This window comes from Aquirhabdus sp. (assembly GCF_046462495.1).
In the GTDB taxonomy this organism is placed as follows: domain Bacteria; phylum Pseudomonadota; class Gammaproteobacteria; order Pseudomonadales; family Moraxellaceae; genus Aquirhabdus.
Map to the genome: position 1 here is coordinate 105,809 of NZ_JBKGVE010000007.1, position 24,112 is coordinate 129,920.

Annotated in this window: 21 protein-coding genes and 1 riboswitch; of the genes, 11 read left to right on the forward strand and 10 right to left on the reverse strand. The window is 47.4% G+C overall.

What is annotated here, in order from left to right; translation table 11 throughout:
• Window position 1: 1 nt before the first annotated feature.
• The 6 genes from ACLHG7_RS08600 to ACLHG7_RS08625 form a co-directional block, all read right to left on the reverse strand.
• Window positions 2-1,657: an OmpP1/FadL family transporter gene (locus tag ACLHG7_RS08600; RefSeq protein WP_410210860.1), complete on the reverse strand. Its 1,656-nt coding sequence runs from the start codon at window positions 1,655-1,657 to the stop codon at window positions 2-4.
• Between the two features lie 160 nt (window positions 1,658-1,817).
• Window positions 1,818-3,074, reverse strand: coding sequence for a transporter (locus ACLHG7_RS08605; protein WP_410210632.1), 1,257 nt, complete (start codon window positions 3,072-3,074; stop codon window positions 1,818-1,820).
• A gap of 117 nt (window positions 3,075-3,191) precedes the next feature.
• On the reverse strand, window positions 3,192-4,034 hold the full coding sequence (locus tag ACLHG7_RS08610; RefSeq protein WP_210009479.1) for a C39 family peptidase: 843 nt from the start codon (window positions 4,032-4,034) through the stop codon (window positions 3,192-3,194).
• 183 nt (window positions 4,035-4,217) lie between these two features.
• Entirely contained in the window at window positions 4,218-5,363 is a 1,146-nt protein-coding gene (locus ACLHG7_RS08615) for a hypothetical protein (RefSeq protein WP_410210633.1), read from the reverse strand.
• A gap of 144 nt (window positions 5,364-5,507) precedes the next feature.
• Window positions 5,508-6,485 carry a DUF6160 family protein gene (locus ACLHG7_RS08620; RefSeq protein WP_410210634.1) on the reverse strand — a complete coding sequence of 326 codons (978 nt, stop codon included), beginning with the start codon at window positions 6,483-6,485 and terminating at the stop codon, window positions 5,508-5,510.
• Between the two features lie 440 nt (window positions 6,486-6,925).
• Window positions 6,926-7,924 carry a DUF6160 family protein gene (locus ACLHG7_RS08625; RefSeq protein WP_410210635.1) on the reverse strand — a complete coding sequence of 333 codons (999 nt, stop codon included), beginning with the start codon at window positions 7,922-7,924 and terminating at the stop codon, window positions 6,926-6,928.
• Window positions 7,925-8,338: 414 nt separating this feature from the next.
• Between ACLHG7_RS08625 and ACLHG7_RS08630 the strand changes: the two genes are divergently transcribed.
• The 8 genes from ACLHG7_RS08630 (at window position 8,339) to ACLHG7_RS08665 (ending at window position 16,444) form a co-directional block, all read left to right on the forward strand.
• Window positions 8,339-9,763 carry an anthranilate synthase component I family protein gene (locus ACLHG7_RS08630; protein WP_410210636.1) on the forward strand — a complete coding sequence of 475 codons (1,425 nt, stop codon included), beginning with the start codon at window positions 8,339-8,341 and terminating at the stop codon, window positions 9,761-9,763.
• Window positions 9,764-9,902: 139 nt separating this feature from the next.
• Window positions 9,903-10,190 carry a ferrous iron transport protein A gene (locus tag ACLHG7_RS08635; RefSeq protein WP_410210637.1) on the forward strand — a complete coding sequence of 96 codons (288 nt, stop codon included), beginning with the start codon at window positions 9,903-9,905 and terminating at the stop codon, window positions 10,188-10,190.
• A gap of 26 nt (window positions 10,191-10,216) precedes the next feature.
• Window positions 10,217-12,058, forward strand: a complete 1,842-nt coding sequence (locus ACLHG7_RS08640; protein WP_410210861.1) for a ferrous iron transporter B — start codon at window positions 10,217-10,219, stop codon at window positions 12,056-12,058.
• Between the two features lie 8 nt (window positions 12,059-12,066).
• Entirely contained in the window at window positions 12,067-12,363 is a 297-nt protein-coding gene (locus tag ACLHG7_RS08645; RefSeq protein ID WP_410210638.1) for a DUF6587 family protein, read from the forward strand.
• A gap of 130 nt (window positions 12,364-12,493) precedes the next feature.
• The gene (xerD, locus tag ACLHG7_RS08650) at window positions 12,494-13,423 is read left to right on the forward strand and encodes a site-specific tyrosine recombinase XerD (RefSeq protein ID WP_410210639.1); all 930 of its coding nucleotides are present in this window, start codon (window positions 12,494-12,496) and stop codon (window positions 13,421-13,423) included.
• Window positions 13,424-13,558: 135 nt separating this feature from the next.
• Window positions 13,559-14,362, forward strand: a complete 804-nt coding sequence (locus tag ACLHG7_RS08655; protein ID WP_410210640.1) for a DsbC family protein — start codon at window positions 13,559-13,561, stop codon at window positions 14,360-14,362.
• A 151-nt stretch (window positions 14,363-14,513) separates the two neighbouring features.
• Window positions 14,514-15,818, forward strand: coding sequence for a homoserine dehydrogenase (locus ACLHG7_RS08660; protein ID WP_410210641.1), 1,305 nt, complete (start codon window positions 14,514-14,516; stop codon window positions 15,816-15,818).
• A gap of 371 nt (window positions 15,819-16,189) precedes the next feature.
• Window positions 16,190-16,444: a hypothetical protein gene (locus tag ACLHG7_RS08665; protein ID WP_410210642.1), complete on the forward strand. Its 255-nt coding sequence runs from the start codon at window positions 16,190-16,192 to the stop codon at window positions 16,442-16,444.
• Window positions 16,445-16,755: 311 nt separating this feature from the next.
• Here the strand turns inward: ACLHG7_RS08665 and ACLHG7_RS08670 are convergent, their stop codons facing one another.
• Window positions 16,756-17,121, reverse strand: a complete 366-nt coding sequence (locus ACLHG7_RS08670) for a lysozyme inhibitor LprI family protein (protein WP_410210643.1) — start codon at window positions 17,119-17,121, stop codon at window positions 16,756-16,758.
• A 459-nt stretch (window positions 17,122-17,580) separates the two neighbouring features.
• On the opposite strand from ACLHG7_RS08670, the gene ACLHG7_RS08675 reads away from it, so the two are divergent.
• The 3 genes from ACLHG7_RS08675 (at window position 17,581) to ACLHG7_RS08685 (ending at window position 19,916) form a co-directional block, all read left to right on the forward strand.
• A complete protein-coding gene (locus ACLHG7_RS08675; protein WP_410210644.1) occupies window positions 17,581-17,724 on the forward strand; it encodes a hypothetical protein in 144 nt (47 codons plus the stop codon).
• A gap of 77 nt (window positions 17,725-17,801) precedes the next feature.
• A riboswitch (guanidine-I (ykkC/yxkD leader) is annotated at window positions 17,802-17,927 on the forward strand.
• Between the two features lie 59 nt (window positions 17,928-17,986).
• The gene (locus ACLHG7_RS08680) at window positions 17,987-19,006 is read left to right on the forward strand and encodes an ABC transporter substrate-binding protein (protein ID WP_410210645.1); all 1,020 of its coding nucleotides are present in this window, start codon (window positions 17,987-17,989) and stop codon (window positions 19,004-19,006) included.
• Between the two features lie 88 nt (window positions 19,007-19,094).
• Window positions 19,095-19,916 (forward strand): MBL fold metallo-hydrolase, encoded by an 822-nt coding sequence (locus tag ACLHG7_RS08685; RefSeq protein WP_410210646.1) that lies wholly within the window; start codon window positions 19,095-19,097, stop codon window positions 19,914-19,916.
• Window positions 19,917-20,048: 132 nt separating this feature from the next.
• On the opposite strand, the gene ACLHG7_RS08690 is transcribed toward ACLHG7_RS08685, so the two are convergent.
• The 3 genes from ACLHG7_RS08690 to ACLHG7_RS08700 form a co-directional block, all read right to left on the reverse strand.
• The gene (locus ACLHG7_RS08690) at window positions 20,049-21,911 is read right to left on the reverse strand and encodes an ABC transporter ATP-binding protein (protein WP_410210647.1); all 1,863 of its coding nucleotides are present in this window, start codon (window positions 21,909-21,911) and stop codon (window positions 20,049-20,051) included.
• A gap of 114 nt (window positions 21,912-22,025) precedes the next feature.
• The gene (locus ACLHG7_RS08695) at window positions 22,026-23,375 is read right to left on the reverse strand and encodes an ATP-binding protein (protein ID WP_410210648.1); all 1,350 of its coding nucleotides are present in this window, start codon (window positions 23,373-23,375) and stop codon (window positions 22,026-22,028) included.
• 26 nt (window positions 23,376-23,401) lie between these two features.
• On the reverse strand, window positions 23,402-24,085 hold the full coding sequence (locus ACLHG7_RS08700) for a winged helix-turn-helix domain-containing protein (protein WP_410210649.1): 684 nt from the start codon (window positions 24,083-24,085) through the stop codon (window positions 23,402-23,404).
• Window positions 24,086-24,112: the final 27 nt, after the last annotated feature.

Here is a 24,112-nt window from a genome sequence, read left to right on the forward strand (position 1 = left end):
ATCACCAACGTGTACGATAAGCAATCCCGAGGATCGCAATTTTGGTATTGGTTTTCACATCCAAACCTGCATAAGGATTCAAAATCAAGTTATCAATAGCGGTACTGTTTGACAGATTACTGGTGTTGGCAGGAATACTATCTTTACTGCGGATAAACGCAGCAGTTAAATCAATATCGGTATCTTTATCAAATCGATAGCCCAAACCTAAACCAAACAGTTGTGCACCATTCACAGGAACCAGCGTACTGCGTTGGTTGTCTGGAATAGCACTGGTCCGGGGCTCATATCCTGCCCGTAATTTCAAACGGTCGGTCATACTATACTCAATACCAATTCCATAATTCCATGGACTTTGGTAATTCAGTGGTACGGTCAGTGAGTCAGCAGTCACGCCAGGTGCCAGTAATTTTGCAAATTGCAGTACCGCGAGAGGACGGTCAAATACAATCGGCAAGCCCTGCCACGCGGCATAATCGGTCCAGCCAATGTCAAAGTTAACTTGTAGGTCTGGGAAAACTTTATATTTGATACCCGCTTGAAAGTGCGCTGGGTACTCTTGCGTCATTGACGCAATTCCTTCGGATGTGGTTGGAATGGCACCAGGAAAACCCAGCAGTGCGGATAGAACCTGCCCCGTTACGGAAGAATTCAGAGCTGCAATCAGTTCTGGTGCGCCTGGATCGATGGTCACCTTATAATGACCTTTGAGCTTTTCGGTCGCGCCGCTTTGGTAGACCATACCGAACGCAAAATCATTGCTCGGTTCCCAAAGTAAACCTAAGTTATAGCTGGGTGATAGCGTTTGCTGCATGGCAACTTCCATCGTTGCCACTTTTTTAAAGGGACCCAGTGTATCTTTCGCATTACACAGTCCGAACAACAACAGATCGGTGACAATACTGCCATTCTGTTTAAATGGCGCACAGATATTCTCATCAACTAAGCGCAGCACACCAAATAACTCATTGGGAAAGCGTAAATCTGTTTTTAGAGCCACTGCGGCATAGTTAAAACCAACGGAAGCACCCACCGATAGATTGTCGCTGATTTGATAGGACGCAGATGGGGAAAGATAAGTAATCCGCTCCAATGCAACCTGCTGACCCATAAAATTACCCGGATCACCATCTTTTTGATTGAAGCCCACCGCAAGAGGTGCGTAGAACGCATCAGCATAAGTAATCTTTGAGCCTGGCGCGCGATACGCAATCGCAGCAAAAGGAATGGTCACGGGCAGACCGGCTGGCCAATTCACAAACTTATCTAAGATGGGAACATAGAGCGAAACACCATTTACTTTGCTAGAACTGGTCTTAAAGTTCGGACACAATCCATTGCTGTTCACTTGTGTTTTAGGCACGTCACAGACGACAGGGTCGTCTGAATAACCAAACACGTTGAATCCCGGCGGTGCACTAAATTCACGTTTAATATCCAGATTGAGCATTAAACCTTGAACATCAGTTTGTAAACCCTGAATATGGGACAAACCTGCAGGGTTAAAGTGAATCGCACTGATACCCGGTGGATCTGCGGTCACCGCGTTACCCAAAGACAGAGAACGGATATCAACCGATAAGTTTTGAGCAAGCTCAGCATGCGCAAACTGATTGGCGACTAGCAATAGCAATGCCGGTACCGCTTTAAGACTCATTGCTTTACTGCTAGAAAAATCCATGTTAAAGCTCATTTTTTTTGTTTGCTCAGTCCTTTTCTTCAGACCAAAACGACTATTCTCAATTGAGTCCATTCTCGTAGAGCCAACACCATCAGGATCACGCTTTATCAGTGACTGCAAATTCATGCTTGCCTCCTTACTTCACTTGACGACCAATGCCTAAGAAATCAAGTGGGAGCGATAGGCCAAGCAAAACATTGGGTGAATCTGGGGTTAAACCAAAACCTAAAGAGACGTTTACGATCGTTTTTGGAGACACGCGAATACCCAGTGAGGAGTTCAACGTTGCCGCGCTGGCTACAGAAGATCTGGACACATCACCGTTCGTAAACTTGTATTCACTACCAAATGTGAAACTTTGTTGATAGGAAATGGTCAGGGAAACGTCGTAGTTCAATGAGTACGCAAAACCAAAACCAATCCCCGTGGTATAGCCTGGTGTAAAGGATTTTAAAACTCGGTTACCAATCGCTTGATTCAAGCCACCGACATTTAACCCATAATTTCCAGATAAGGTTCCAAATAACACAATCGGATCAATAAATTTACTGGTACTGACACCACCGCCAAACGAATAATAGCCACTGCCCGTCGACAAATCGGTCTGCGGATTAATCTTGTATGGGCTATCCCCTGTGGGCGCCGTCACAGTTCCAAACAGTGTAATCGGTAAAGGGGTTGTGCCTGATGGGAAAGGCTGCCAGCGCGCACCGACGTTAACATCACCTAATCCAACGGTACTGGTGTCATTGGGCGGATTCACTTTGGCCACAAAAGGCAGGCCTGCGGTTAGAGTAACGTTATTCAATAAACCGTACTGAAAAGTGAACGTATTGGTAATCGCATGCTGTGCGTTGTTCTCAACACGGAGTCGGTTAATGGTGGAACTACTTGAATCCAAAGCCAGATCAAGTGCGGTATTGGCATAATAACTATAGCCAAAGTCATAAATCAGGGAATAAGAACCTTCCTTAGACAAGGAATATTGACGCTCTGACGCTTTAAAGGTTTGATCTAAGTTTTTTTCGACCGTGGTATCAGTCGCTTTTTGTTTGAGGGCGCTGCTGGCCGTACTTGCAGAAGCTTCAGTCGGAACCATGGATGGTGTGGGCTGCTGTACAGGTGCAGGAGTAGCAGCGCCTACGGCTGGTACAGCTACCGCACCCGCCGTCGGAACAGCGGCATCAGGAGTTGGGACACCTGGAGCCGGAGTAACTGGCGCCGGTGCGTCAGAATTCGCTGGAGCTGTCGGTGCAGGGGCACTGGCTGGTGCAGCAGGGGCTTTGGATGGATCAGCGTCTGCAGCATATGCTCCCATACCACTCATCACCGCGATCACACTCGCAGCTATCGTGGTGCGACTTACATTCTTAGCCCATACGTTCTTTTGCATATTTTCATCCATAACAGCCATCACCCTTAATTATTTATTCATCAACAAAAATCACAACTTTTGTCAAAATTCCCTGAATACCCTATTTTTCATGCGACACAATCAGATCAATGTTCTCTATCGACCACTGTAATAAAGCCTGAGTGAAGTATTAATCGCTTTATTATACGTTGGTGAGTTAGGATCACTATCGATCACGCGTTGCATGGTTGCTGCAGCATCACGCTGTTGCTCACGACCCAATTCAGGATATTTCACATCAACCAATGCAAACTGATTGATCAACGCGTCATCAATAACGCGCATATCCCCATCTTGTAATGCCAATAGATTATTCGTCGGCTGACCGACATCTGGCGTAATGATAAACATAATACTGTTATCCCACACTTCCTGAAAATGTGCGGCAGTAAAACTGATATTACCCAGAGCTGGATCTGCTACAAAGACATGTCCGTCTTTGAATGCTTTATATACCACAAAATGTTTAAAACCTGCATAGGCGATCGGAACAATGGCAGGTTTATCCAGACTAACGAGATCCTGGAAAGTCCCGCGAAATCCATTACTGTTGAAACCAATCGCATTCACATAACGCTTCATGTCCAGCAATGAAAAGCTACGGCGCTGAATGATCCGATCATATTCACCATACTTCAGCAGGCCATCCATGACCTCGCGTTCATTTTTTGTTTGCGCCATATAGCCATTCAGCAACGTCGTGAGTGCAGCCGATCCACAGCTATAATCATAGGCCTGCTTCACAATACCGCGAAACTGTGTTGAAGACAGCGGCTTCACAACCACAGGACGTTGATGCATCAGCGCGCTGCTATTATTGGTTAAGCGCGAATCTGTTAATTCGGTGTAGTAAACAGAACCGCCAGGGATATCTGCGGTATCAAATGTGTCGGCCGCGAAGTTATACATCAGCGCCGAACCAAGCGTGAGAAGTAGCAGCATAATGAACTATTTTCTTTTATTCGCCAGCGTAACTGCTGAACCATCCTGATAAAATCAGACCCACAATAAGCGCTTCACCAGCGAGAAATGTGAATCCGCGTCCGTATAATTGAAGAAGATACCGTTTTTCTGTAATGAGTTCACTCTTTTTTTACATTTGACCAAGAGTTTTATGTAATGTTACATACCACTCACACCAATTTTCAGGTTGGTGGCGCCCATACCCACAACACCAAACGACCCCATAGGCGCATTGCCCATGCCAGCCGCAAAGGCAGTACCCGCAGGTAATGACGTATTGGTTGAAACATTGCCGGGTGTTCCTGCAGTAATACTAGAGAAGACCATACCGGCATCGGTCAAAGCACTTTCTTGAAGTAAAAGCCCACCCGTGGTCGCCGTTGAAAATACGCTTTGCATTTGACTCGTTGTGAGCAAATCTACTGTTGCCCCCGTCAGATTTAAGCCAGTAATAGACGGCGTCACACTCAAGCGCGAAGAACAAATATTTGTTGTACAGTTTGTGCTGCCTGCATTCGGACTTTCCAGATTCAATGCCTGACCATTGAAATCAATGGATGCAATATTCAGATTATTAAAGGCAATCATGGGTCCGGATCCAAATGCACCCAACTTCAGACCAATACTTACATCACTGGCGAAATTGATATTCATCCGTTGCGGAGATGTTGAAACTGTAGAAATAGGCGTTGCCGCAGTACCCGAATATGCATAAGTACCTACGGACAGAATCGGAGTAATCGTCGGATCATTAACGGACAGCGCGCCAGCAAGATTTGCACCCTTAGGTACAAGACCAAGCAAATTTCCCGCACCGTTAATATTGGTATTAAAGAAAACACCAATCGTCCTGACCTGAGCCAAACTTAGATTGGCAGATAAAGTCGGATTCGCACCAATACCAGCACCCGCCGCGCCACCACCAGATACATCCATAGTCAAACCCATGGAATAGGTATTCAGTGCACCAGTGTTGATGGTGTTACCCACGCTATCTACCACGGTACTTGCTGAACCAAAAAACTGCACTTTGGTTAAGTCGGTACGCAAGGATGCAGCACTACCATAGCCCGCCAGACTACTGGCAGGAATGCCGTCAGAGTCACCCAAAGTCACACTCTCAATCGGAATGGTTGGGATATTTGAAACAGAATTAGGAATAATTAAAACAGAAAGACCGCTTTGTCCAGTTGTGGCATCCAGTTGACCATCAGTCAGCGTATCCATCGACCACACAGATACAGGGAGCAACACCGAACCCAATAACAGGCTTGGCGCAATAAAAGTACTACATAGACCTCTCATACCCATACTCCCTAGTACACAATTAAATCCATTTACATCTTGAATTTTACATAAAATTATTATTTAAATTACCAAACACTAGATAGAACTAAGGCAGCTCATCGCCGCCTTAGTAATTACATCTTTAGGTCAAAGGACTAAGAATTAGTGCCCTTGAATAACAACTTTAGCACCAGTCAAGTCCAAACCAGTAACACGCACATCACCCAATGTTGATGCTGCGTCACCCAAGGTTACACCTTGCATGTAAGCATTGTATTTGGCAGATCCGGCAGTTGCATTACCCAAACCAATCACCATACCACCAGCAGTGACAGCAGTACCGTCAGCATTGGTGATCCCTTGGGTAGTCAAATTTGCAGCTGTACCGAAGTCAATATTCGCAATAAGTTTCAGATCGCTTGCACTCGCCGCACCACCACCTGTCAAAGTCAGATTACCTATACCAAGAGTACCAGTATAGTTCGTGCTCCCATCGATCAAACCAATGTTCGCAATGCTCAAACCGTTAGTAAGCGTCGCATTAGCTGCGATCATTGCACCCTGAGCCGCAGTTGGTGTACCCAACTGGATATTCAAGCTTGCACCACCTAGACCAATGGTCATGCTGTTCAGGATTTTCACAACACCTTTACCAGTTGTTGTATTCGCATCCACTTTATATGCACCCGCAGCACCTTGAGCACCCGCCACACCAATATCACCAGTAGTTACGTTCAATGTCGCAGGCAGTTTAACTGCAATATTCAATATAGGTGCTGCACCCGTCGTTGCACCTGAAGCACCGCCACCGCTAGAATCAATCACTACGCCGATAGGACCGCTAGCCGCAATACTGAAACCTGTACCCAGGGTTGGTGCAGTACCTGCAGCAATTCCCGCACCATTTGCAGTTTTACCCAATACAATGGCACCAGACTCAAGGGCGCCCGTAGTACCATCGCCATCAAATACTGCAATTTGATCAATTTTTAGAGTATTACTTGGCAAGGAAATAAGGATAGTAATCCCATCTTGACCAGTCGCGTTACTCAGCGCCGCGTCATCCATGCTTTGCATCGCAAATGCACTACTTGTTGATGCAATCGCGCTAACCAGTGCGAGTTGAGTAAATAATTTCATCTATGTTCTCCTAGAACACTAATAATTAATAATTTTTTTTAAAACGATCCCAATAATCCAATGTCAGTACATCGGATCACTTACAACCCCTTTGATACTGCATTTCCATAGCACAACTTTCTTCAGCAAAGATACAACGAAGCAGGCGTTGATCGCAAGTTTTTCTTATACTTTTTGTAATCCGCCCGACAAGTGGTTCATTTTTTATTACCAATACATTCAACATACTAGTAACCTAAACATCTACAACAATATCTTCGACCACATATATTTTACAATTCTTTCACTACCCTACCGCAATACATTCACTTACATCAAACTTTAACGCTCAATATCGGCTCTCTTTTCTTTAAGTCTTTATTCACCCATTACAAATATAAAAAAACTAAGGCAGCACAAAGCCGCCTTAGTTTTTATTGCTTTCAAAGCACTAAATTAAATTAGTGACCTTGGATCGCAATATGAGTACCAGCAGATTGAACATTGATCAATTGCAGGTCGCCCAGAGTTGAGTTCGCTGAACCCAAAGTAACGTTTTGCAGCATGATGTCGCTTGCATTACCCGCAGTAGTGATTACCAAACCACCCGCTGATGCTGCGCCGCCCCACAATGTGCCCACATCTTTAGTCACAGTGATGCCAGCATTCAGAGTCAGGTTAGCAGAGCCAGTATCAGTTACTGTCAAACGGCTTACACCCAAATCACCGCCCAATGATACGCCATCATAGGTTGCATCATGTACAGACAGGTTCGCGATTGACAAACCACCAGTGATGGTACCCGCTGCATTGATGAATGCACCTTGTGGGGTGTGACCCAACTGGATGTTCATTGTCGCGCCGCCCAAAGCGATGTCCATGCTGTTCAATACTTTAACCGCATTACCAGTAGTACCACCAACAGCAGCGTTAGCAGCAGTAGCGCCTGCAGCACCAACAGCAATCGCACCACGGTTAGAACCGTCTACAGAAATGTCACCAGTACGGATCAGCAGATCAGATGGCAAGCCTAGTTTAACGTTCAACACTGGTGAAGTACCTGATACAGAACCAGCTGCGCCGCCGCCAGAAGCATCAAGAACAACGCTGATTGGTGTGCTACCGAAGATACCCAATTGAGTACCAGCAGTGTTTGCTGCGTTAGCTTGTTTTGCATCACCGATGATGATCGCACCACCAGAAGTACCAGTTGTATTGGTCGCGTCAACAATACCGTCTTTATCATGCAACACAGCTGCACCGATCAAAATACCATTGGTTTGAGTCACGCCCAATGATGTTTGCTGTGCGCCTGTCAGTTTTGGCGGAGCAATCAGAATCGTGATACCGTCTTGACCAGTGGTTGCACTGAGATCAGAATCATTCATCGTTTGCATAGCGAATGCACTGCCGCTAGTAGCGATTGCAGTAACGAGTGCGAGTTGTGTAAATAATTTCATTGCTTACTCTCCCAGAGCATTTATTGATAGTTGACTTTTGCCTGTATCGCATCAGACTCAACTTTAGTTATCAAACTAAACTTCGCGTCCTTGCATTGCGTTTTTAATAGCATGTCTAACAGGGATCAAAGTACAATGAAGTGTGTGTTTGTCGCAAGTGTTTTTTGTGCTTTTTGTAATCCTCCCGACAGGCGGCTGAGTTTCAGAATAAACGGTTTTCAGGTTTTTTTACTATATTTTTCAATATATTATATTTATTAATTTTCGCTCTTCGATTTTCCAAAAGACACAAAAATGACAGTTTCTCCATCTAACGTAATCCAAAGACTACAAGCAACGTCAGTCAAAACTTCTTCTATTTTGAAGCGACTTTCTGAACCCTTTTTTTTCGACGGAACTCCGACGGATTGGTCCATGGGTCTGGTCTATTTTCATCGATTTGCAGTAACTGAATTTGACGACTCAGCCACACTGCCATCTGAGCAAGAGATCATCGCTTTTTGTCCAAAATGGCTGCTGACTGCGCATGCCACTCCAGCTTCACACAAAACAACGCTGTTCAAGCGTTCCGCTTTAGCTGAGTTAAATCCAGATCACGAGTCCTCGACGTCTGATTTTTTTTCACAATTACACACCGTGCACCCTGCCCATGAGCAAACCTTTAGTACCGAATATCTAGAAGTCATTAATCAAAGAACCTTTCAAGGCGGCTTAGCAGGCTTTATCGGATATGACTTGGCAGGAAGCCCACACAATCACCCTACTTCGAGCTCAACTACACCGCAACAACTCATCGCGGCGATGGGTGATTATGATATTTTTCTCAAAAAAGAAAAAAACGACTGGGTGCTATATGGTCCTGATGATCAGGCGCTGTCTGATTTATATCGACGTATTCATTTCAGATTGACCAACATTCTGAGTGCCTCTGGTGATAGTGCCTCTGATCAAACCGATGATTCGATCGCTGCGTCAAACTTCCGTGTGTTAAAATCGTTCCGGCCGATATGGTCTAAAACGCAGTACTGCGATGCATTTGATCAGATCCAGTCTTACTTGCATGCGGGCGATTGCTACCAAGTCAATTTGACGCAGCCTTTTATAGCTAAAGTCTCTGGAAATCTGCTAGATACTCTGGATGATCTGCTACAACTCACACAAGCGCCTTATGCAGGCTATATGCGCGTTGGTGCACATGAATTATTAAGCTGCTCGCCAGAACTTTTTTTAGCCTTTACAGGGCATACGGGCCAAGAAGGCAACACAGTGATTACCCGTCCCATCAAAGGGACTTTTCCACGTTCTGCAGACCTACACACGGATATAGAGAATAAAAATAAGCTCTTTGATTCAGAGAAGGATCAAAGTGAGAACCTGATGATCGTTGATTTATTACGCAATGATTTGAGCCGTCATGCCATCGTTGGGTCAGTCAAGGTCCCCGTACTCTTTGAGATCGAAAGTTTTGCACAGGTTCATCATTTAGTCAGTGAAGTGCGGGCGCAGTTAGACGTTGGGATATCACCACTGGATGTTCTTATCGATGCGCTCCCTGGTGGGTCCATCACGGGTGCGCCAAAAAAACGCGCCATGGAGATTATTGCTGAACTTGAAGCAAGACCACGAGGTGCGTACTGTGGATCGTTTGGCTATCTAAATCATGATGGCTCAGGTCAGTTCAACATTCTGATTCGCACGCTACAAAAAAATCATGATGAGCTGGTCGCTTGGGCGGGCGGAGGAATCACTGTCGCGTCGCAAGTGGATGCGGAATATCAGGAATGCCTCGATAAAATCGGCGCTATATTAAGTTGCGTCAACCAATATTACACTCCATAGATATAATAGTTGTTTTGATCACCTACATCACAGACTTCTCACATAAAAAATACGCTCAGATATAAATAGCGTTTGACAGAATTCTGTCAAAGGTTGAAACTAGGAATAATTCTCATTTATACCTAGGTTATCTGTTGCTGTGCGCCTTTCCGACTTATCCAAAAATACGACTGCCACAATCACATCTGTCGAAGAGACCCAAGCTGTCCCGAGTGAAGCAACAAAGGTAACTACAGTCATAAATGCACCGATAGATATGATTTCACATCGTCTTAAAGAGCTCGGATTTGTGCCGGGTGAGCGGGTTCGGTTGATTACGACCGCACCCTTTGGCGGAGATCCCTTGTTGGTTCAGATTGGTTTTACGCGTTTTGCACTGAGGCGGAGCGAAGCAGCCCGTGTCCTCGTCGAGGAGATCACTGAATGACCGCTGCAGCGATGAATGCTGATCAGATGATCAATGCCATCCAACATATTGCATTAGTGGGAAATCCCAATTGCGGTAAGACCTCCTTGTTTAACCAGCTTACGGGCGCACGCCAAAAAGTGGCTAATTACGCTGGCGTCACCGTTGAGCGTAAAGAAGGCTTTCTGACTTTAGCATCAGGTCGCCACGTGCGTATTTTGGATTTACCTGGTGCGTATAGTCTGGATGCGACGAGCCCTGATGAAGCCGTGACGCGTGCAGTTTGCTTAGGTGAGCTTGCTGGTGAAGCACTCCCCGACTTACTGGTCTGTGTAGTCGATGCAACCAACTTAAGACTACATCTGCGCTTTGCTTTGGAAATCCGTCGCCTCGGTCGCCCGATGGTACTCGCCCTCAATATGATGGATGACGCCAGACGTCGTGGTATTCAAATTGACGTCGCTAAACTGTCTCATACACTCGGGGTTCCGGTCATTGAAACCGTTGCGGTCAAACGTCATGGTGCAGCTGATCTGCTGAAGGCTTTTGAAAATCAGACTCCTCGCGCACCCCACATTACAGAAGATGCCGAGCAAATCGATATTCATGCTCAAGTGCGTGCACTACTTGCAGAAACCGTCGTCATGCCACGGACCACCGATCAGCGCGATGATGCATTAGATGCTGTTCTGCTGCACCCCGTATTTGGCCTTGCGATCCTTGCAACACTGATGTTCTTTGTCTTTCAGGCCGTATTTACATGGGCCGCCCCCTTTATGGATGGCATTGGCTACACCGTTACAGCGCTCAGTGATTGGACGACGTCATTCCTTGCTGACGGCATGCTAAAAAGTTTACTCAAAGATGGCATATTTGCCGGGTTAGGTACGGTTTTAACTTTCCTACCGCAGATTCTGATTTTGTTCTTCTTTATCTTGATGCTTGAAGAGTCAGGTTATCTACCGCGCGCCGCATTTTTGCTGGATCGATTAATGTTTGGTGCAGGCCTGACTGGTCGCGCTTTTATTCCGTTGCTCTCCAGTTTTGCCTGCGCGATTCCAGGCATCATGGCGACACGCAGCATCAGTGATCCACGCGACCGGCTGACCACCATCATGGTTGCACCGCTCATGACTTGCTCAGCACGGCTACCGGTTTACGCCCTGTTGATCAGTGCTTTTATTCCCGTCAAGACGGTGTGGGGACTGTTTAATCTGCAAGGTTTAGTGCTATTTGCCCTGTATTTTGGGGGCATCATCAGCGCGCTGTTGGTCGCTCTGGTGATGAAGCGCTTTCGCCGTGACCAAAGCGATCATGCCCTACTCATGGAGCTCCCCAGCTATCGTTTACCCAGCTGGCGCAGTGTCGGCATAGGCCTTTATGAACGCGCAACAATTTTTATCAAGCGGGTCGGTGGCATCATCTTATCGCTGATCGTGATTTTGTGGTTTTTGGCTTATTTCCCACAGCCACCTGCTGGAGCAACCTTGCCACCCATCGACTACAGCTTTGCCGGTCAGATTGGTCATGTGATTGCACCCATCTTTGCGCCGATTGGTTTTACCTGGGAAATCTGTATTGCACTGATTCCGGGATTGGCTGCACGGGAAGTTGTGGTTGCAGCGCTCGGTACGGTTTACGCGCTATCGGGGAATGAGGACGCTGTCAGTCATCAATTGGGTAGTCTAATTGCAGCTCAGTGGTCACTGCCCACCGCACTGTCGTTGTTGGCTTGGTTTATCTTTGCCCCGCAGTGCCTTGCGACTATGGCAACCGTACGCCGCGAAACAGGCTCCTGGAAATACGTCGGGATTATGGCGCTGTATTTGTTTAGCCTAGCCTATGGCGCATCCCTCATAACCTACCATGTTGCGGAGGCACTACTATGAATTCGATCATGAGTGAACTCGTGCAAACCGGCATTATTGCCGCTTTGCTAGGTTGGAGTGTGTTTTTTATGCTGCGGCGGATGCTGCCCAATGTGGTGCACCGTCAGCAACAGCGTTTAGCGCAAATGGCTCAAATGCATGGTTATCCTAAACTCAGCAAATGGCTTGCACCGGTCCTGAATAGTGGTGGCGGTTGTGGCAGCGGCTGTAGCAACTGTAGTTCCTGCGCATCGAATCCAGCGACTTCTCAGGAACAAGCAGTCCAATGGAAAACCCCACCTTCCAAAAGCTCAGGCTGTCATTAATCGCAAATAACAGCACATTGACGTCGATTCAAGGCAGGCAAAGCCTTGAATCAGGTTCTGTAATCATTGTGCTGACTTTCGTGTTATACAATACACTCCATCACGACCCATCAAAACAGATTCTGCTGACATGACTTCGCGCCCTGCCCGTAAACCGCGCTTACCCACTCCAGTGACGATTCCTGATGACGCACCCTACTTACAAGTCTTTCGCGATAATCTGGTGGCTCAGGCCGTTAGCCCGCATACCCGTAATGCCTATTTAAGCGATTTAAAACAAGCCCAACTGTTTGATGACACGCCGTTGCCAACATGGTCCGCACAACACGTGAATGATTATCTGTTGACCCTCACGCGCGCCGAACGTAGTCCACGCTCCATCGCCCGCAGCCTGTCTGCCTTTAAGCAGTTTTTTAAGCTCCAACTGGCACTAGGCACGCGTGAAGACAATCCCACCGCCAACCAAAAGACACCAGCCTTAGGTCGCCCACTCCCCAAAGACCTCTCTGAACAGCATGTGGAAGCCTTACTGGAAGCCCCTAATATAAACACCGCGATTGGTCTGCGTGACAAAGCGATGCTTGAAGTGCTCTATGCCTGTGGCCTGCGGGTCTCTGAGCTCACGGGGCTCACCTTAAATGGCATCAACTTAAAATCTGGCATCATCCGAGTCAAGGGTAAAGGCAGCAAAGAGCGACTCGTGCCTCTTGGTGAAATTGCCGTAGATTGGCTGTCACGTTACTTGCATAGCGCACGTCCAGAACTGACGCATGGCTTAGTCACTGATGCGCTCTTCGTCACCGTCCGCGGTGGCTTTATGACTCGGCAGAATTTTTGGTATTCGATTAAAAACTACGCCAAAATTGCGAATATTCAAAGCGAACTCTCACCGCATACCTTACGTCATGCTTTTGCAACGCATTTGCTTAATCATGGTGCAGACTTACGCGTAGTGCAAATGCTCTTGGGACACAGCGATTTATCCACAACACAGATCTATACCCATGTCGCGCGTGCACGCCTACAAGAACTGCATGGCACCTTTCATCCACGTGGATAGTGCAATGATCGAAAATATCATTCTTAATCGCGTTCTCACAAGCGCACTACAATGATTCCGTGCTTGGGTTTGCTATGATATTGCCTAATCAAAATTGAACATCTCAAGACCGTTTAAAACTAAGGATTTTTTCGTATGAAAATGCTACTCCCTATTGCGACCACACTCCTCTTAGCGATCAGCGGTTGTAGCAAAGCTGCACCGGAAGCGGCAGATAAAAAAGCGCCGGCTCCTGTCGCCGCAGCGACACAACAAAGCGCTGAAATTACAGGGAACGCTCCTGAATCAGTGCGTAAGGCGATTATTGAACACCTCAAAACTGCAGAAATTCCTGCGCATATCAATGCCATCACCAGCACCGAATTACCCAATATCTATTGGGTCACATTTGATGATGTCCCGCCGGTCTTTATCAGCGGCGATGGACTGTTCTTATTGCAGGGCAATGTGGTGAAACTGGGCAAAGGTACTGTCACCAATGTCTCTGACGCGCTCAATGCCACTGAAGCCAAGCGTTTACTGGCTACTGTTGCCGATAAAGACATGATCATCTTCTCTCCAAAAGGTAAACCCAAAGCCGTGGTCTATGCCTTTACCGATGTCGATTGCGGTTATTGCCGTAAATTGCATGCAGAAATGGATCAAATCAATGCCAAAGGCATTGAAGTCCGCTATCTGGCTTGGCCAAGATCACCCGCTGATGTCGCCGTCAATAAAGCCGTGTGGTGTAGTGAAGACCGTAAATCAGCGATCACAACCGCCAAGCATGGTCTCCCAGTACAAGCCCCAGCCTGTGCAGACCCCGTCATGGCTCAACGTCAAATCGGTATGAAGATCGGTGTCAATGGCACTCCTGCACTCTATACCGTTGATGGTGATTATCTGGGAGGTTACATCCCTGCTGATGACCTGGCCAAAGCACTGAAAATCGCCAAATAAGCGATTTTTGCAAAAAATACACCTCTTCTGACTTCCTACGCTTTGTGAAAACTTTGACAAAGCGGCGGGAAAGCGCGGGATTGGACTAGAGAAAATAACCACTTTTGGCTATGATAAGCGCCTTTAAAATCTGTACGCGAGGCATCTGCTTGTGAAACCAGTCAAACTGGCAATTTTGGGTCTAGGAACCGTAGGTGGTGGCGCAGTGCGCTTACTACAGGACAATGCAGCAGAAATTGCGCGGCGTACAGGTCATGAGATTCAAATTACTCACGTTGGCAGCCGCCGCCCACGTCCAGATTTAAGCTTAGAGGGCATCAAACTCAGCGATGATCTGCTGGATATCGCCAAGCAAGATGATGTCGATATTGTTGTCGAAGTGATCGGTGGCACCACCCTCGCCCATGATGTGGTGATGACTGCCATCAAACATGGCAAACATGTCGTGACTGCTAACAAAGCTTTATTAGCCGAATACGGCAATGAAATTTTCCAAGCCGCTGAAGCTGCGGGTGTCTATGTGGCCTTTGAAGCCGCAGTTGCAGGCGGGATTCCCATCATTAAAGTCCTGCGCGAAGGACTGTCTGCAAACCGCATTGAATGGCTGGCGGGCATCATCAATGGCACGGGCAACTTCATTCTGACTGAAATGCGTGAAAAAGGCCGTGCTTTTGAAGATGTGTTGACAGAAGCACAAGCGCTCGGTTACGCCGAAGCTGATCCGACTTTTGATGTTGAAGGCATCGATGCCGCACACAAGCTGACCCTATTGGCATCACTGGCATTTGGTATCCCGCTGCAATTCGAAAAAGTCTATACCGAAGGCATTACCAAACTCACCGCAGAAGATGTGACCTATGCTGAAGAACTCGGTTATCGCATCAAGCATCTGGGGATTGCCAAGCGTACTAACGCAGGCATTGAACTGCGTGTACATCCAACCCTGATTCCTGAAAATCGCTTAATCGCCAACGTCAATGGTGTAAAAAATGCGGTTCTCGTACAGTCTAATGCCGTCGGCTCTACCCTGTACTACGGTTCAGGCGCAGGAGCAGGACCGACTGCATCGGCCATTGTTGCGGATGTTGTCGACTTGGTACGTAATTTTGGCAATGAAGGCACAGGCCGTGTTCCTCACTTGGCATTCCAACCAGACGCCTTGCATAACACCCCAATCCTGAATGCGGATCAGATGACCACCGCCTATTACCTGCGCCTTACCGCACAGGATCATCCGGGTGTGCTGGCAGATGTTACAGGCATCTTGAGTCGTGCTGGCATTAACATTGATGCGATTCTACAAAAATCAGTTCAAGCGAAAGGTAATGTACCTGTGATTATTCTGACACAGCCTGTACTTGAGGCCACCATGAATACAGCGATTCGTGATATCGAAGCATTAAGTGCAATCGAAGCCCCTGTCGTGCGTATCCGTCTTGAAAATTTAGATGGTTAAGGCCTCCCTGCTTAAAGGGTAGAAAACAATCTTCCTCAAAAAAGCCTTCAATGATTGAAGGCTTTTTATTTTAAATATTCATCTCAGTGAATAACATCGACAAGCACAAACTTCACGCATTAAAAAAGCCCAGAACTCATAAATGAGATTTGGGCTATCAAAGCATCCTTTCTTGTAGAGGTACATCCCTTCAAGGTCTACTATAACTCTTTAATATTTCAATAATATTAAAACGGCTATGTAGATGACTGACGAGTATTTGCAAATATGTGATGTGGTTGGCATTATATGCACCGTATATTTGCTTTATTTTTTAGGTTTTAACAATGCAATCGATCTTGATTAACTATGAAATTGAATCAGGCGAGAACATGGATTTTCTTTTAGACCGCTTCGAAAAAGTCACTGGAACCTTCTGGCACAAATTCTCGGAGTCGGCGTGGGTCATCAATACGCGTCATCATCCAGATCACATCCTTGAACTGATCAAGCCGTTCCTCTATCCAGACGACAAAGTCTTTATTGTCGAACTGGGCAGTAAGGCCATATGGCAAGGCTATTCCTATCGCGAACTGGACTGGCTCAACCACTCCTTCGCCCTCAAAAGACACGTCTTACTCTCATAAAAAGACGCTTTAAAAACGCCCTTTTTTAAATATTTAGTCCTTAGCCAAAGCATAAAAAAAGCTTAACTCGTGAGAATTAAGCTTTCTATACTTCGACTTCAATACATTAAACACAATAAACTTTCTAAAACAACAATAAAAACAGCCCACCCCTTTGGAAAAATGGACTAAAACGATCAAAAATGTTCGTTACAACATCACTCGGCAATGGTTAAAAAACTATCATGTCTAGTATGTTGAGTCAAGCCATTTGGTATCTACAGCATATACTCAAAAGAAATCGAGAAAAGACACTCTCCCAATTGCACATCCTAATGTACAAGCGCTTGAGTCGTGTACTGCATCAGCTGTTTGATACGCTCATCATTCAAGCGGATAAGGCAATCATTTTGAGTCGCTTCAGCATGGGAAAAATCCGCATCCAGATACTGACAGGACTTATCGCGGTAAAGTCGCCAAGCATCCTGCGCCTGATACAGCGCCTTAATCTGATCTAATTTAAACTGCTTACCCAGCACTTCAACCAGATGCATATAGGCATCATTGACCTCTGTATCACTTTGCGCAAGGGTGCAGCTTTGTGTACTTGAGCGCGTTGTCGCCGACTCGCAGCCGTCTGCCCATGCCTGCGGGCTTCCTATCAGCAGTATCATGAGACTCAGCAATATGCCCTTCATGATCCGTCTCTTTTTTAAGGTATTGAATGATTCATGCATTAAATTTTAAGCACAAGGGTGTAAGAATGGTATAAAAAAACATCGTTTCTCAATAAAGAGACAGTAATCATTTCTGCTATTTTTTAGATAGCCACTTAAAATTAGTCGCTTAAAAATAAAAACCGCCATCTAAGGCGGTTTATGTTTTCTAAATCTTTATAAGTTTTCTTATCATGAATTGGGGATGACCGACTATAGACATAGTCGCGAATCATCGAAGAGGATATTAAGTGAAATCAGCGCCACAACAAACCAAGATAACTTCATCATCATATGAAGTATTTAACTATAGACAAACATTTTCATCTGCTATTTTAGGATAACGTATTGAAAGCCTTTTGGTGCGTTTTGTCATAAACCTTTTGCTATAATCGCACCGCTTTATTTCAATCTCTTTTATAGACTCCGCAGGTGATGAAAATGGGTAAAGATAAAAGTAAGTCAGATGATGATCAGATCAAAGATAAAGACGATGCCAAGAAGAAAAAAAGCCGTAAACACTGGAATGAACTACAACTCGATCAATTGATTGAGGACAAGAAAAAAAAGAAGAAAAAGAAGTAATGCGTTTATAGCCACAAAATGCCGTTCATGGCATCGTTTTTGCCTATATATTGTTCGAGAGGTGCGTCTACTGCATCTTTAAGAGAGGCTAGGGTTCCGGCTTGCGTACTGCAAGTGACTGGTCCGAGAGCCACTCGGTCTTATGGCCTATCCTATGATTGATAGACCCTAAGGCTTCACGGAGGGATAAAAGCCCGGGAGGTCGCGAATGTATTTCGTCGCCCCTCTCTTTTTATCTATCCCCTCTTCCGTGGAGCAACTTATGTCATCGACTACTGTTACGTCCGACCGCGCACCAAAAGCACTCCTCACGTCCTTCTTCAAACGCACCATCTTACCGATGGTGGCACTGATCTGTTCATTAGCCGTGCAAGCGGCACCGCCGTTAAAAATTGCTTATAACGATTGGCCCGGTGCAATCGCTTGGCAAGTTGCCATCGATAAAGGCTGGTTTAAACAAGCAGGGGTGGATGTCAACTTCATGTGGTTTGATTACTCCGCATCTCTTGATGCCTTTGCTGTGGGTAAGCTGGATGCCGTAGGTACCACCAATGGTGACCTGCTTGTCACTGGGGCTTCTGGCGCAAAAAGCATCATGATCATGCTCACCGATTACTCCAGCGGCAATGACATGATTGTCGCAAAATCGGGCTTCAAAAGTCTAAAAGACCTTAAGGGCAAAAAAATTGCAGTAGAAAAGGGGCTGGTTGATCACTTGATGTTGCTGGATGCACTGAAAAAATCAGGCATGCGTGAATCGGATGTGGTTCTGGTCAACGCCAAAACCAACGAGCTGCCTCAAATCTTGGCTTCACCAGACATCTCAGCCGTTGCACTCTGGCAACCCGTGGCAGGTCAAGCGATAAAAGGCGTAGCAGGAGCACGCCCGATCTATACCTCAGCCAACGCTCCCGGTCTGATCTATGACGGTATCGCAGTGAGTCCCGCCAGTCTGGCTGCACGTCGAGCGGACTGGATCAAAGTGGTGAAGGTCTGGGATCGGGTCGTCAGTTATATCAATGACCCTAAAACACAGCCTGATGCCGTAAAGATCATGGCGGCTAGAGCCGGAATCAAACCAGAGACCTTTTTACCACTGCTCAAAGGAACCCATCTGCTCAATCTCAGCGACAACCGTAAGGCCTATGTCAAAGGAGATGGTTTTGACTCACTGTATGGCTCATGCAAAGTGGCAGATGCCTTTAACGTCAGCAATTCAGTCTATGCAAAATCACAAAATATCGACCCTTATCTCGATAGTTCATTGGTGAACGCCAAATAAATAGTCTTTTGGACCAGTTCCGTCATCCCATGAAGGAACTGGTCATTTGCTTAATATCATTGGCATCATCGAAGGGATGAGAAAAAATATGATCACGTCAGTAATAATTTCCGATTTTCAAAAGACCCTGCCTGTCGCAAAGACATGGTACCAACGTCTCGATCTAGCCCATGGCGTGACTCGTTTTTGGGAACCGCATGTCCACCCTTTAGAGCAAGCCAATTTTTGGCATATCAAAGGCAGCGACAGGGATCTCCTAATTGATAGTGGTATGGGCATCGTGCCCCTGCGTACCAGCTTTCCAGACCTTTTTGACCCTCATAAAGAAATCATCGCGCTAGCCACCCATACCCATATCGATCATATCGGTGCGATCCATGAGTTTGAACACCGCTGGGTGCACGCAGCAGAAGCGCATCAGATGGCTCATCCATCGGGCGTGGTCACTTTGGTCTGCGCGGATATTCCCCCGCTACTATGCGAACTGTTTGTCGCTGCTGGGTATCCGCCTTTTGAGGACTTGCTGCTTGATGCCTTGCCTCATGTGGGATATAACCCGCACGACTACAGGCTACACGGGGCCGCACCAACGCGACTCGTTGCAGATCAAGACATCATTGATCTGGGGGACAGAACCCTACAGGTATTGCATCTGCCCGGACACTCCCCCGGCAGCATCTGCCTGTGGGAGGCGGCTACGGGCACGCTCTATACGGGTGACCTGATTTACGATGGTCCACTGGTGTATGAAGGGCCGGGGATGGATTTAAACGTCTATGCCGACTCCTTACGCCAGCTCAAAGCGCTTCCGGTTCAGATCGTCCATGCCGGTCATGACCCCAGCTTTGATCACAAGCGACTGATTGAAATTATTGATACGTATCTGGCACGCTGGAACATGGCGTCGTAGGGTTAAGCTCGCCCTTAAGAAAAGCTCTACAGGCTATCTGCTAAAAGGTCATTCTGATAAAGAAGAGCAATAAAAAAGGATAGTCTGACTATCCTTTTTCTTCGAGAGGGCACTTTAAAAGTGAGTCCAGCATTAGACCCGCTCTGGTTGAACGCCAATTTCTTCTTCGCCTTCATCCAGCAAGAAGCCGCCACTTTGGTGCTCCCAAAGTCGCGCATATAGGCCATTTTGAGCCAATAGCTCTTGATGGGTACCCTGCTCCACCACCTTGCCTTGATCCATGACGATCAATCGATCCATCGCCATGATGGTGGACAACCGATGCGCAATCGCAATCACGGTTTTACCGCGCATCAATTGATACAAGCTATGCTGAATTGCCGCTTCCACCTCAGAGTCCAGCGCACTGGTCGCTTCATCCAAGAGCAGGATCGGGGCATCTTTCAGCATAACCCGCGCAATCGCAATTCTCTGACGCTGACCACCGGAGAGCTTGACACCGCGCTCACCGACATGGGCATCATAACCCGTACGTCCACGGGGATCGGTCAGATCAGCAATAAACTCGTCGGCCTCAGCCTGCTCTGCCGCAGCGACCATATCCGCTTCTGTCGCATCAGGACGACCATAAAGGATATTGTCTCGTACCGAACGATGTAGAAGCGACGTATCTTGCGTCACCATGCCGATTTGAGCACGCAGGCTCTCTTGCGTCACCAAGCGGATGTCTTGTCCATCTATCAGGATACGCCCCGCCTGCGGCTGATAAAAATGCAGCAGTAGATTGATCAGGGTTGATTTGCCCGCACCCGAACGCCCGACCAGCCCGACCTTTTCACCCGCATGAATCGTCAGGGATAAATTATCCAGAATCTGCTGATCGGCATGATAACCAAAGGTCACATGATCAAATTGAATCTGACTATGCTGTACGTTAAGCGGTTTGGCGTCTGGCACATCCTGAATCAGATGCGGTTTGGTCAAGGTGGTAATGCCATCCTGCACCGTCCCGATGTTTTCAAACAGCGATGACATCTCCCACATGATCCAGTGCGCCATACCATTTAAACGCAGCGCCATCGCCGTTGCTGCCGCAACCGCGCCAATACCGAGTAAACTTTGTGTCCACAACCACAGCGCAACGCCAGCGGTAGAGACAATCAATAGCATATTCAGAGCATGATTGATGATCTCAAATCCGGTCGCAAGGCGCATTTGGCCATGGACCGTCGTCAGAAACCCTTGCATCGCATCTTTGGCAAAACCCGCCTCACGACCCGCATGGGAAAACAGCTTGACGGTCTGAATGTTGGTATAGGCATCAGTCACTCGGCCCACCATGATCGAACGTGCATCAGCTTGCTGCTTGGCGATACGACCTAAACGCGGAATGAAATAGAACAGACTAGCGATATACGCCGCAAGCCAAATCAAAAACGGCGCCAGCATCCACAGATCAAACGAGCCCATCACCACGGTCAACGTGACAAAGTAAACGATAATAAAGGCAAAAATATCCGCCATCACCATCCAGAAATCACGCACCGCCAGCGAGGTCTGCATGACTTTGGTCGCAATCCGTCCGGCAAAGTCATCACTAAAGAAACTGATACTTTGACTCAGCATCAAGCGGTGGAAATTCCAGCGCAGACGCATCGGGAAGTTACCCAGCAGTGCCTGCTGCTTGATCATCGATTGCAGCGCGATCAAAAACACACTACCCAGAATAATAGCTGCCAAGATCAGCAGATGATGGGTTTCTTTTGCCCAGAGCTGTGCGGGTTCAACGTGACTCAGCCAATCAACCATCTTGCCCATCATGGCAAAGAGCAGTGCTTCAAAGACACCAATGATCGAGGTGAGGATAGCCATACTAAACATCAGCGTTCGCAAACCTTGAGTGCTCTGCCAGACAAAGGCAAAGAAGGTCTTGGGTAGCGCTTTGAGAGGTTGCTCAGGATAGGGATCAACGCGGCTTTCGAACCAACGCAGCATGACTGTTCAACCTGTATCTTCAGAATAACTTGGAAGCTTATTACAAAAATGGATGCCTAGCATCCATTTGGACAAAATTTTCGGTCTATCGACACCATCTTTAGCGGGAATGACTCAGCCGATCACGAGTCGCGCCTTCAGTCCAGGATGATTATCTTCGAGTTCCAATCGTCCCCCGTGTAGTCTTGCCACAGCATCGACGAGCGTCAGCCCCAGCCCCACACCGGGCATATCGTTACTGGCGCGACCTCGAAAAAAACGCTCGGTGACTTTCGGTTTTTCGGCATCGGGGATGCCCGGACCATTATCCGCGATACTGATTTGCACCGTCTCCCCACTCAGACTCGACACTTCGACGGTGATCATGCCATGACTACCCACGTATTTAAGGGCATTGTCCATCAGATTGCTCACCGCTTGCGCCAGCAACACGGGGTCGCCAAGCACTGGTGCACCGCCGTTATGGTGAAAAATAAGTTCGATATCATTCAACTCGGTCACAGGCAGATAAAAATCCACCGCATCGGTGACGATCTTGACCGCATCAACCAATACAAAGCCTGAACGACGCAGCCCGGCATCAATCTCGGCAAGCCGTAGCAGCGCATTAAAAATACGGATGACCCGATCCACATCACTCACCGCTGCATCAATCTCGGCAAAGGTTTCTTCAGGTGTCGGCTGGGTCAGTGCAAGCACTTCCAATCGCGAGCGTAGCTCGGCCAGAGGAGTCCGCAGATCATGGGCGATGGTATTGGAGACATTGCGAATCCCATGAATGAGCTGCTCGATCTGATCCAGCAATTGATTGATGGTAATGCTCAAGGTATCCAACTCATCACCACTGGATTTGGTCACCAGCCTGTGACCAAGGTCGCCTTGCACGATGGCAGACACTGTCTGATCAATGCCTTGAATACGAAACATCAACGCACGGCGAATCAGTAACCCGCCCAACATGCCGTCGATGATCAGGATTAAGATCGCACCAGACAATCCATACCAGAATCGGGTTTCAAGCGGTGCAAAGCGCGACAGGTCACGCCCGACCAATAAGTTATAACCATTGGGCAAGTAAGAGCGCACCACCACGACTTGCGCGGGAGTACCGCCCAGATTCATCGAGATAGTATAGATACCGGGTTTATCGGAGACATTTTGCGGCCATGCAGGCATGTTGCCTGCCAGTAAGTGCTTGTCGCTATCGGCCAAGATCAGAATGCGTTCACCGGGAATCTGCATGCCGACCCGCGCATTAATGAAGTTGATCAATTGCATCGCGCCATCACGCTGAAACACGGCATTAAAGCGCTGGGTATCGGCTTGCAAGAGTTCCGCACGCCCATCGTTGATGGTCACTCGCCATGCATACCACAGGGGCGTAGCAAACATCCCCAGCGCAAGAATGCCCAAAAAGACATAGCCGACAGCCAGAAAGAAGGCGGAAGAACGGATGAGTTTCATAGCGTGATTGTCATAACATTGTGCGCCTATTCGTCATGGGCCGTCAGCATATAGCCTGCATTGCGTACCGTGCGCAGCAACGGTCGCTCAAAGTCACTGTCAATCCGCTGACGCAGCTTACTGATATGAACATCGATCACATTGGTCTGCGGGTCAAAGTGATATTCCCAGACATTTTCAATCATCATGGTACGCGTCACCACTTGTCCCGCATGACGCATGAGGTATTCCAGCAGTTTAAATTCCCGCGGCTGGAGCAGGATATTGCGCTGCCCGCGCGTGACCTTGCGCGACAGCAGATCCATATGCAGATCCCCGACATCCAAAGACGTGGCCTTCGGGTTACTCTGGGTACGACGCGCCAAGGCATCCAAACGCGCCAACAATTCGCCAAAGGCAAAAGGCTTGGTCAGGTAGTCGTCGCCACCGCTCTGTAAACCTTTGATCCGCTCATCCACATCAGACAAGGCACTCAAGATCAGGATCGGCGTACGCACGCCAGCACTGCGCAGGGTTTCAATGATCGCCAGTCCATCCACATTATCCGGCAGCATGCGATCCATGATGATCACATCAAACGCGCTACTGGCGGCGAGAAAGATACCATCACGACCATTATCGGCATGATCCACCGTATGCCCTGCTTCCTGCAGGCCTTTTACGATAAACATGGCGACGCGCTCATTGTCCTCGACCAGCAATACTTTCATGATCAACCTTTCCCCAAAATAAAGTCA

What these genes read in the sequence shown, in the direction of transcription:
- ACLHG7_RS08600 (WP_410210860.1), bottom strand. Translation starts at nt 1,657, where the DNA reads ATGAGTCTTAAAGCGGTACCGGCATTGCTATTGCTAGTCGCCAATCAG.
- ACLHG7_RS08605 (WP_410210632.1), bottom strand. Translation starts at nt 3,074, where the DNA reads ATGCAAAAGAACGTATGGGCTAAGAATGTAAGTCGCACCACGATAGCT.
- ACLHG7_RS08615 (WP_410210633.1), bottom strand. Translation starts at nt 5,363, where the DNA reads ATGAGAGGTCTATGTAGTACTTTTATTGCGCCAAGCCTGTTATTGGGT.
- ACLHG7_RS08620 (WP_410210634.1), bottom strand. Translation starts at nt 6,485, where the DNA reads ATGAAATTATTTACTCAACTCGCACTGGTTAGCGCGATTGCATCAACA.
- ACLHG7_RS08625 (WP_410210635.1), bottom strand. Translation starts at nt 7,924, where the DNA reads ATGAAATTATTTACACAACTCGCACTCGTTACTGCAATCGCTACTAGC.
- ACLHG7_RS08630 (WP_410210636.1), top strand. Translation starts at nt 8,339, where the DNA reads ATGGGTCTGGTCTATTTTCATCGATTTGCAGTAACTGAATTTGACGAC.
- ACLHG7_RS08640 (WP_410210861.1), top strand. Translation starts at nt 10,217, where the DNA reads ATGATCAATGCCATCCAACATATTGCATTAGTGGGAAATCCCAATTGC.
- ACLHG7_RS08645 (WP_410210638.1), top strand. Translation starts at nt 12,067, where the DNA reads ATGAGTGAACTCGTGCAAACCGGCATTATTGCCGCTTTGCTAGGTTGG.
- xerD (WP_410210639.1), top strand. Translation starts at nt 12,494, where the DNA reads ATGACTTCGCGCCCTGCCCGTAAACCGCGCTTACCCACTCCAGTGACG.
- ACLHG7_RS08655 (WP_410210640.1), top strand. Translation starts at nt 13,559, where the DNA reads ATGAAAATGCTACTCCCTATTGCGACCACACTCCTCTTAGCGATCAGC.
- ACLHG7_RS08665 (WP_410210642.1), top strand. Translation starts at nt 16,190, where the DNA reads ATGGATTTTCTTTTAGACCGCTTCGAAAAAGTCACTGGAACCTTCTGG.
- ACLHG7_RS08670 (WP_410210643.1), bottom strand. Translation starts at nt 17,121, where the DNA reads ATGAAGGGCATATTGCTGAGTCTCATGATACTGCTGATAGGAAGCCCG.
- ACLHG7_RS08675 (WP_410210644.1), top strand. Translation starts at nt 17,581, where the DNA reads ATGGGTAAAGATAAAAGTAAGTCAGATGATGATCAGATCAAAGATAAA.
- ACLHG7_RS08680 (WP_410210645.1), top strand. Translation starts at nt 17,987, where the DNA reads ATGTCATCGACTACTGTTACGTCCGACCGCGCACCAAAAGCACTCCTC.
- ACLHG7_RS08685 (WP_410210646.1), top strand. Translation starts at nt 19,095, where the DNA reads ATGATCACGTCAGTAATAATTTCCGATTTTCAAAAGACCCTGCCTGTC.
- ACLHG7_RS08690 (WP_410210647.1), bottom strand. Translation starts at nt 21,911, where the DNA reads ATGCTGCGTTGGTTCGAAAGCCGCGTTGATCCCTATCCTGAGCAACCT.
- ACLHG7_RS08695 (WP_410210648.1), bottom strand. Translation starts at nt 23,375, where the DNA reads ATGAAACTCATCCGTTCTTCCGCCTTCTTTCTGGCTGTCGGCTATGTC.
- ACLHG7_RS08700 (WP_410210649.1), bottom strand. Translation starts at nt 24,085, where the DNA reads ATGAAAGTATTGCTGGTCGAGGACAATGAGCGCGTCGCCATGTTTATC.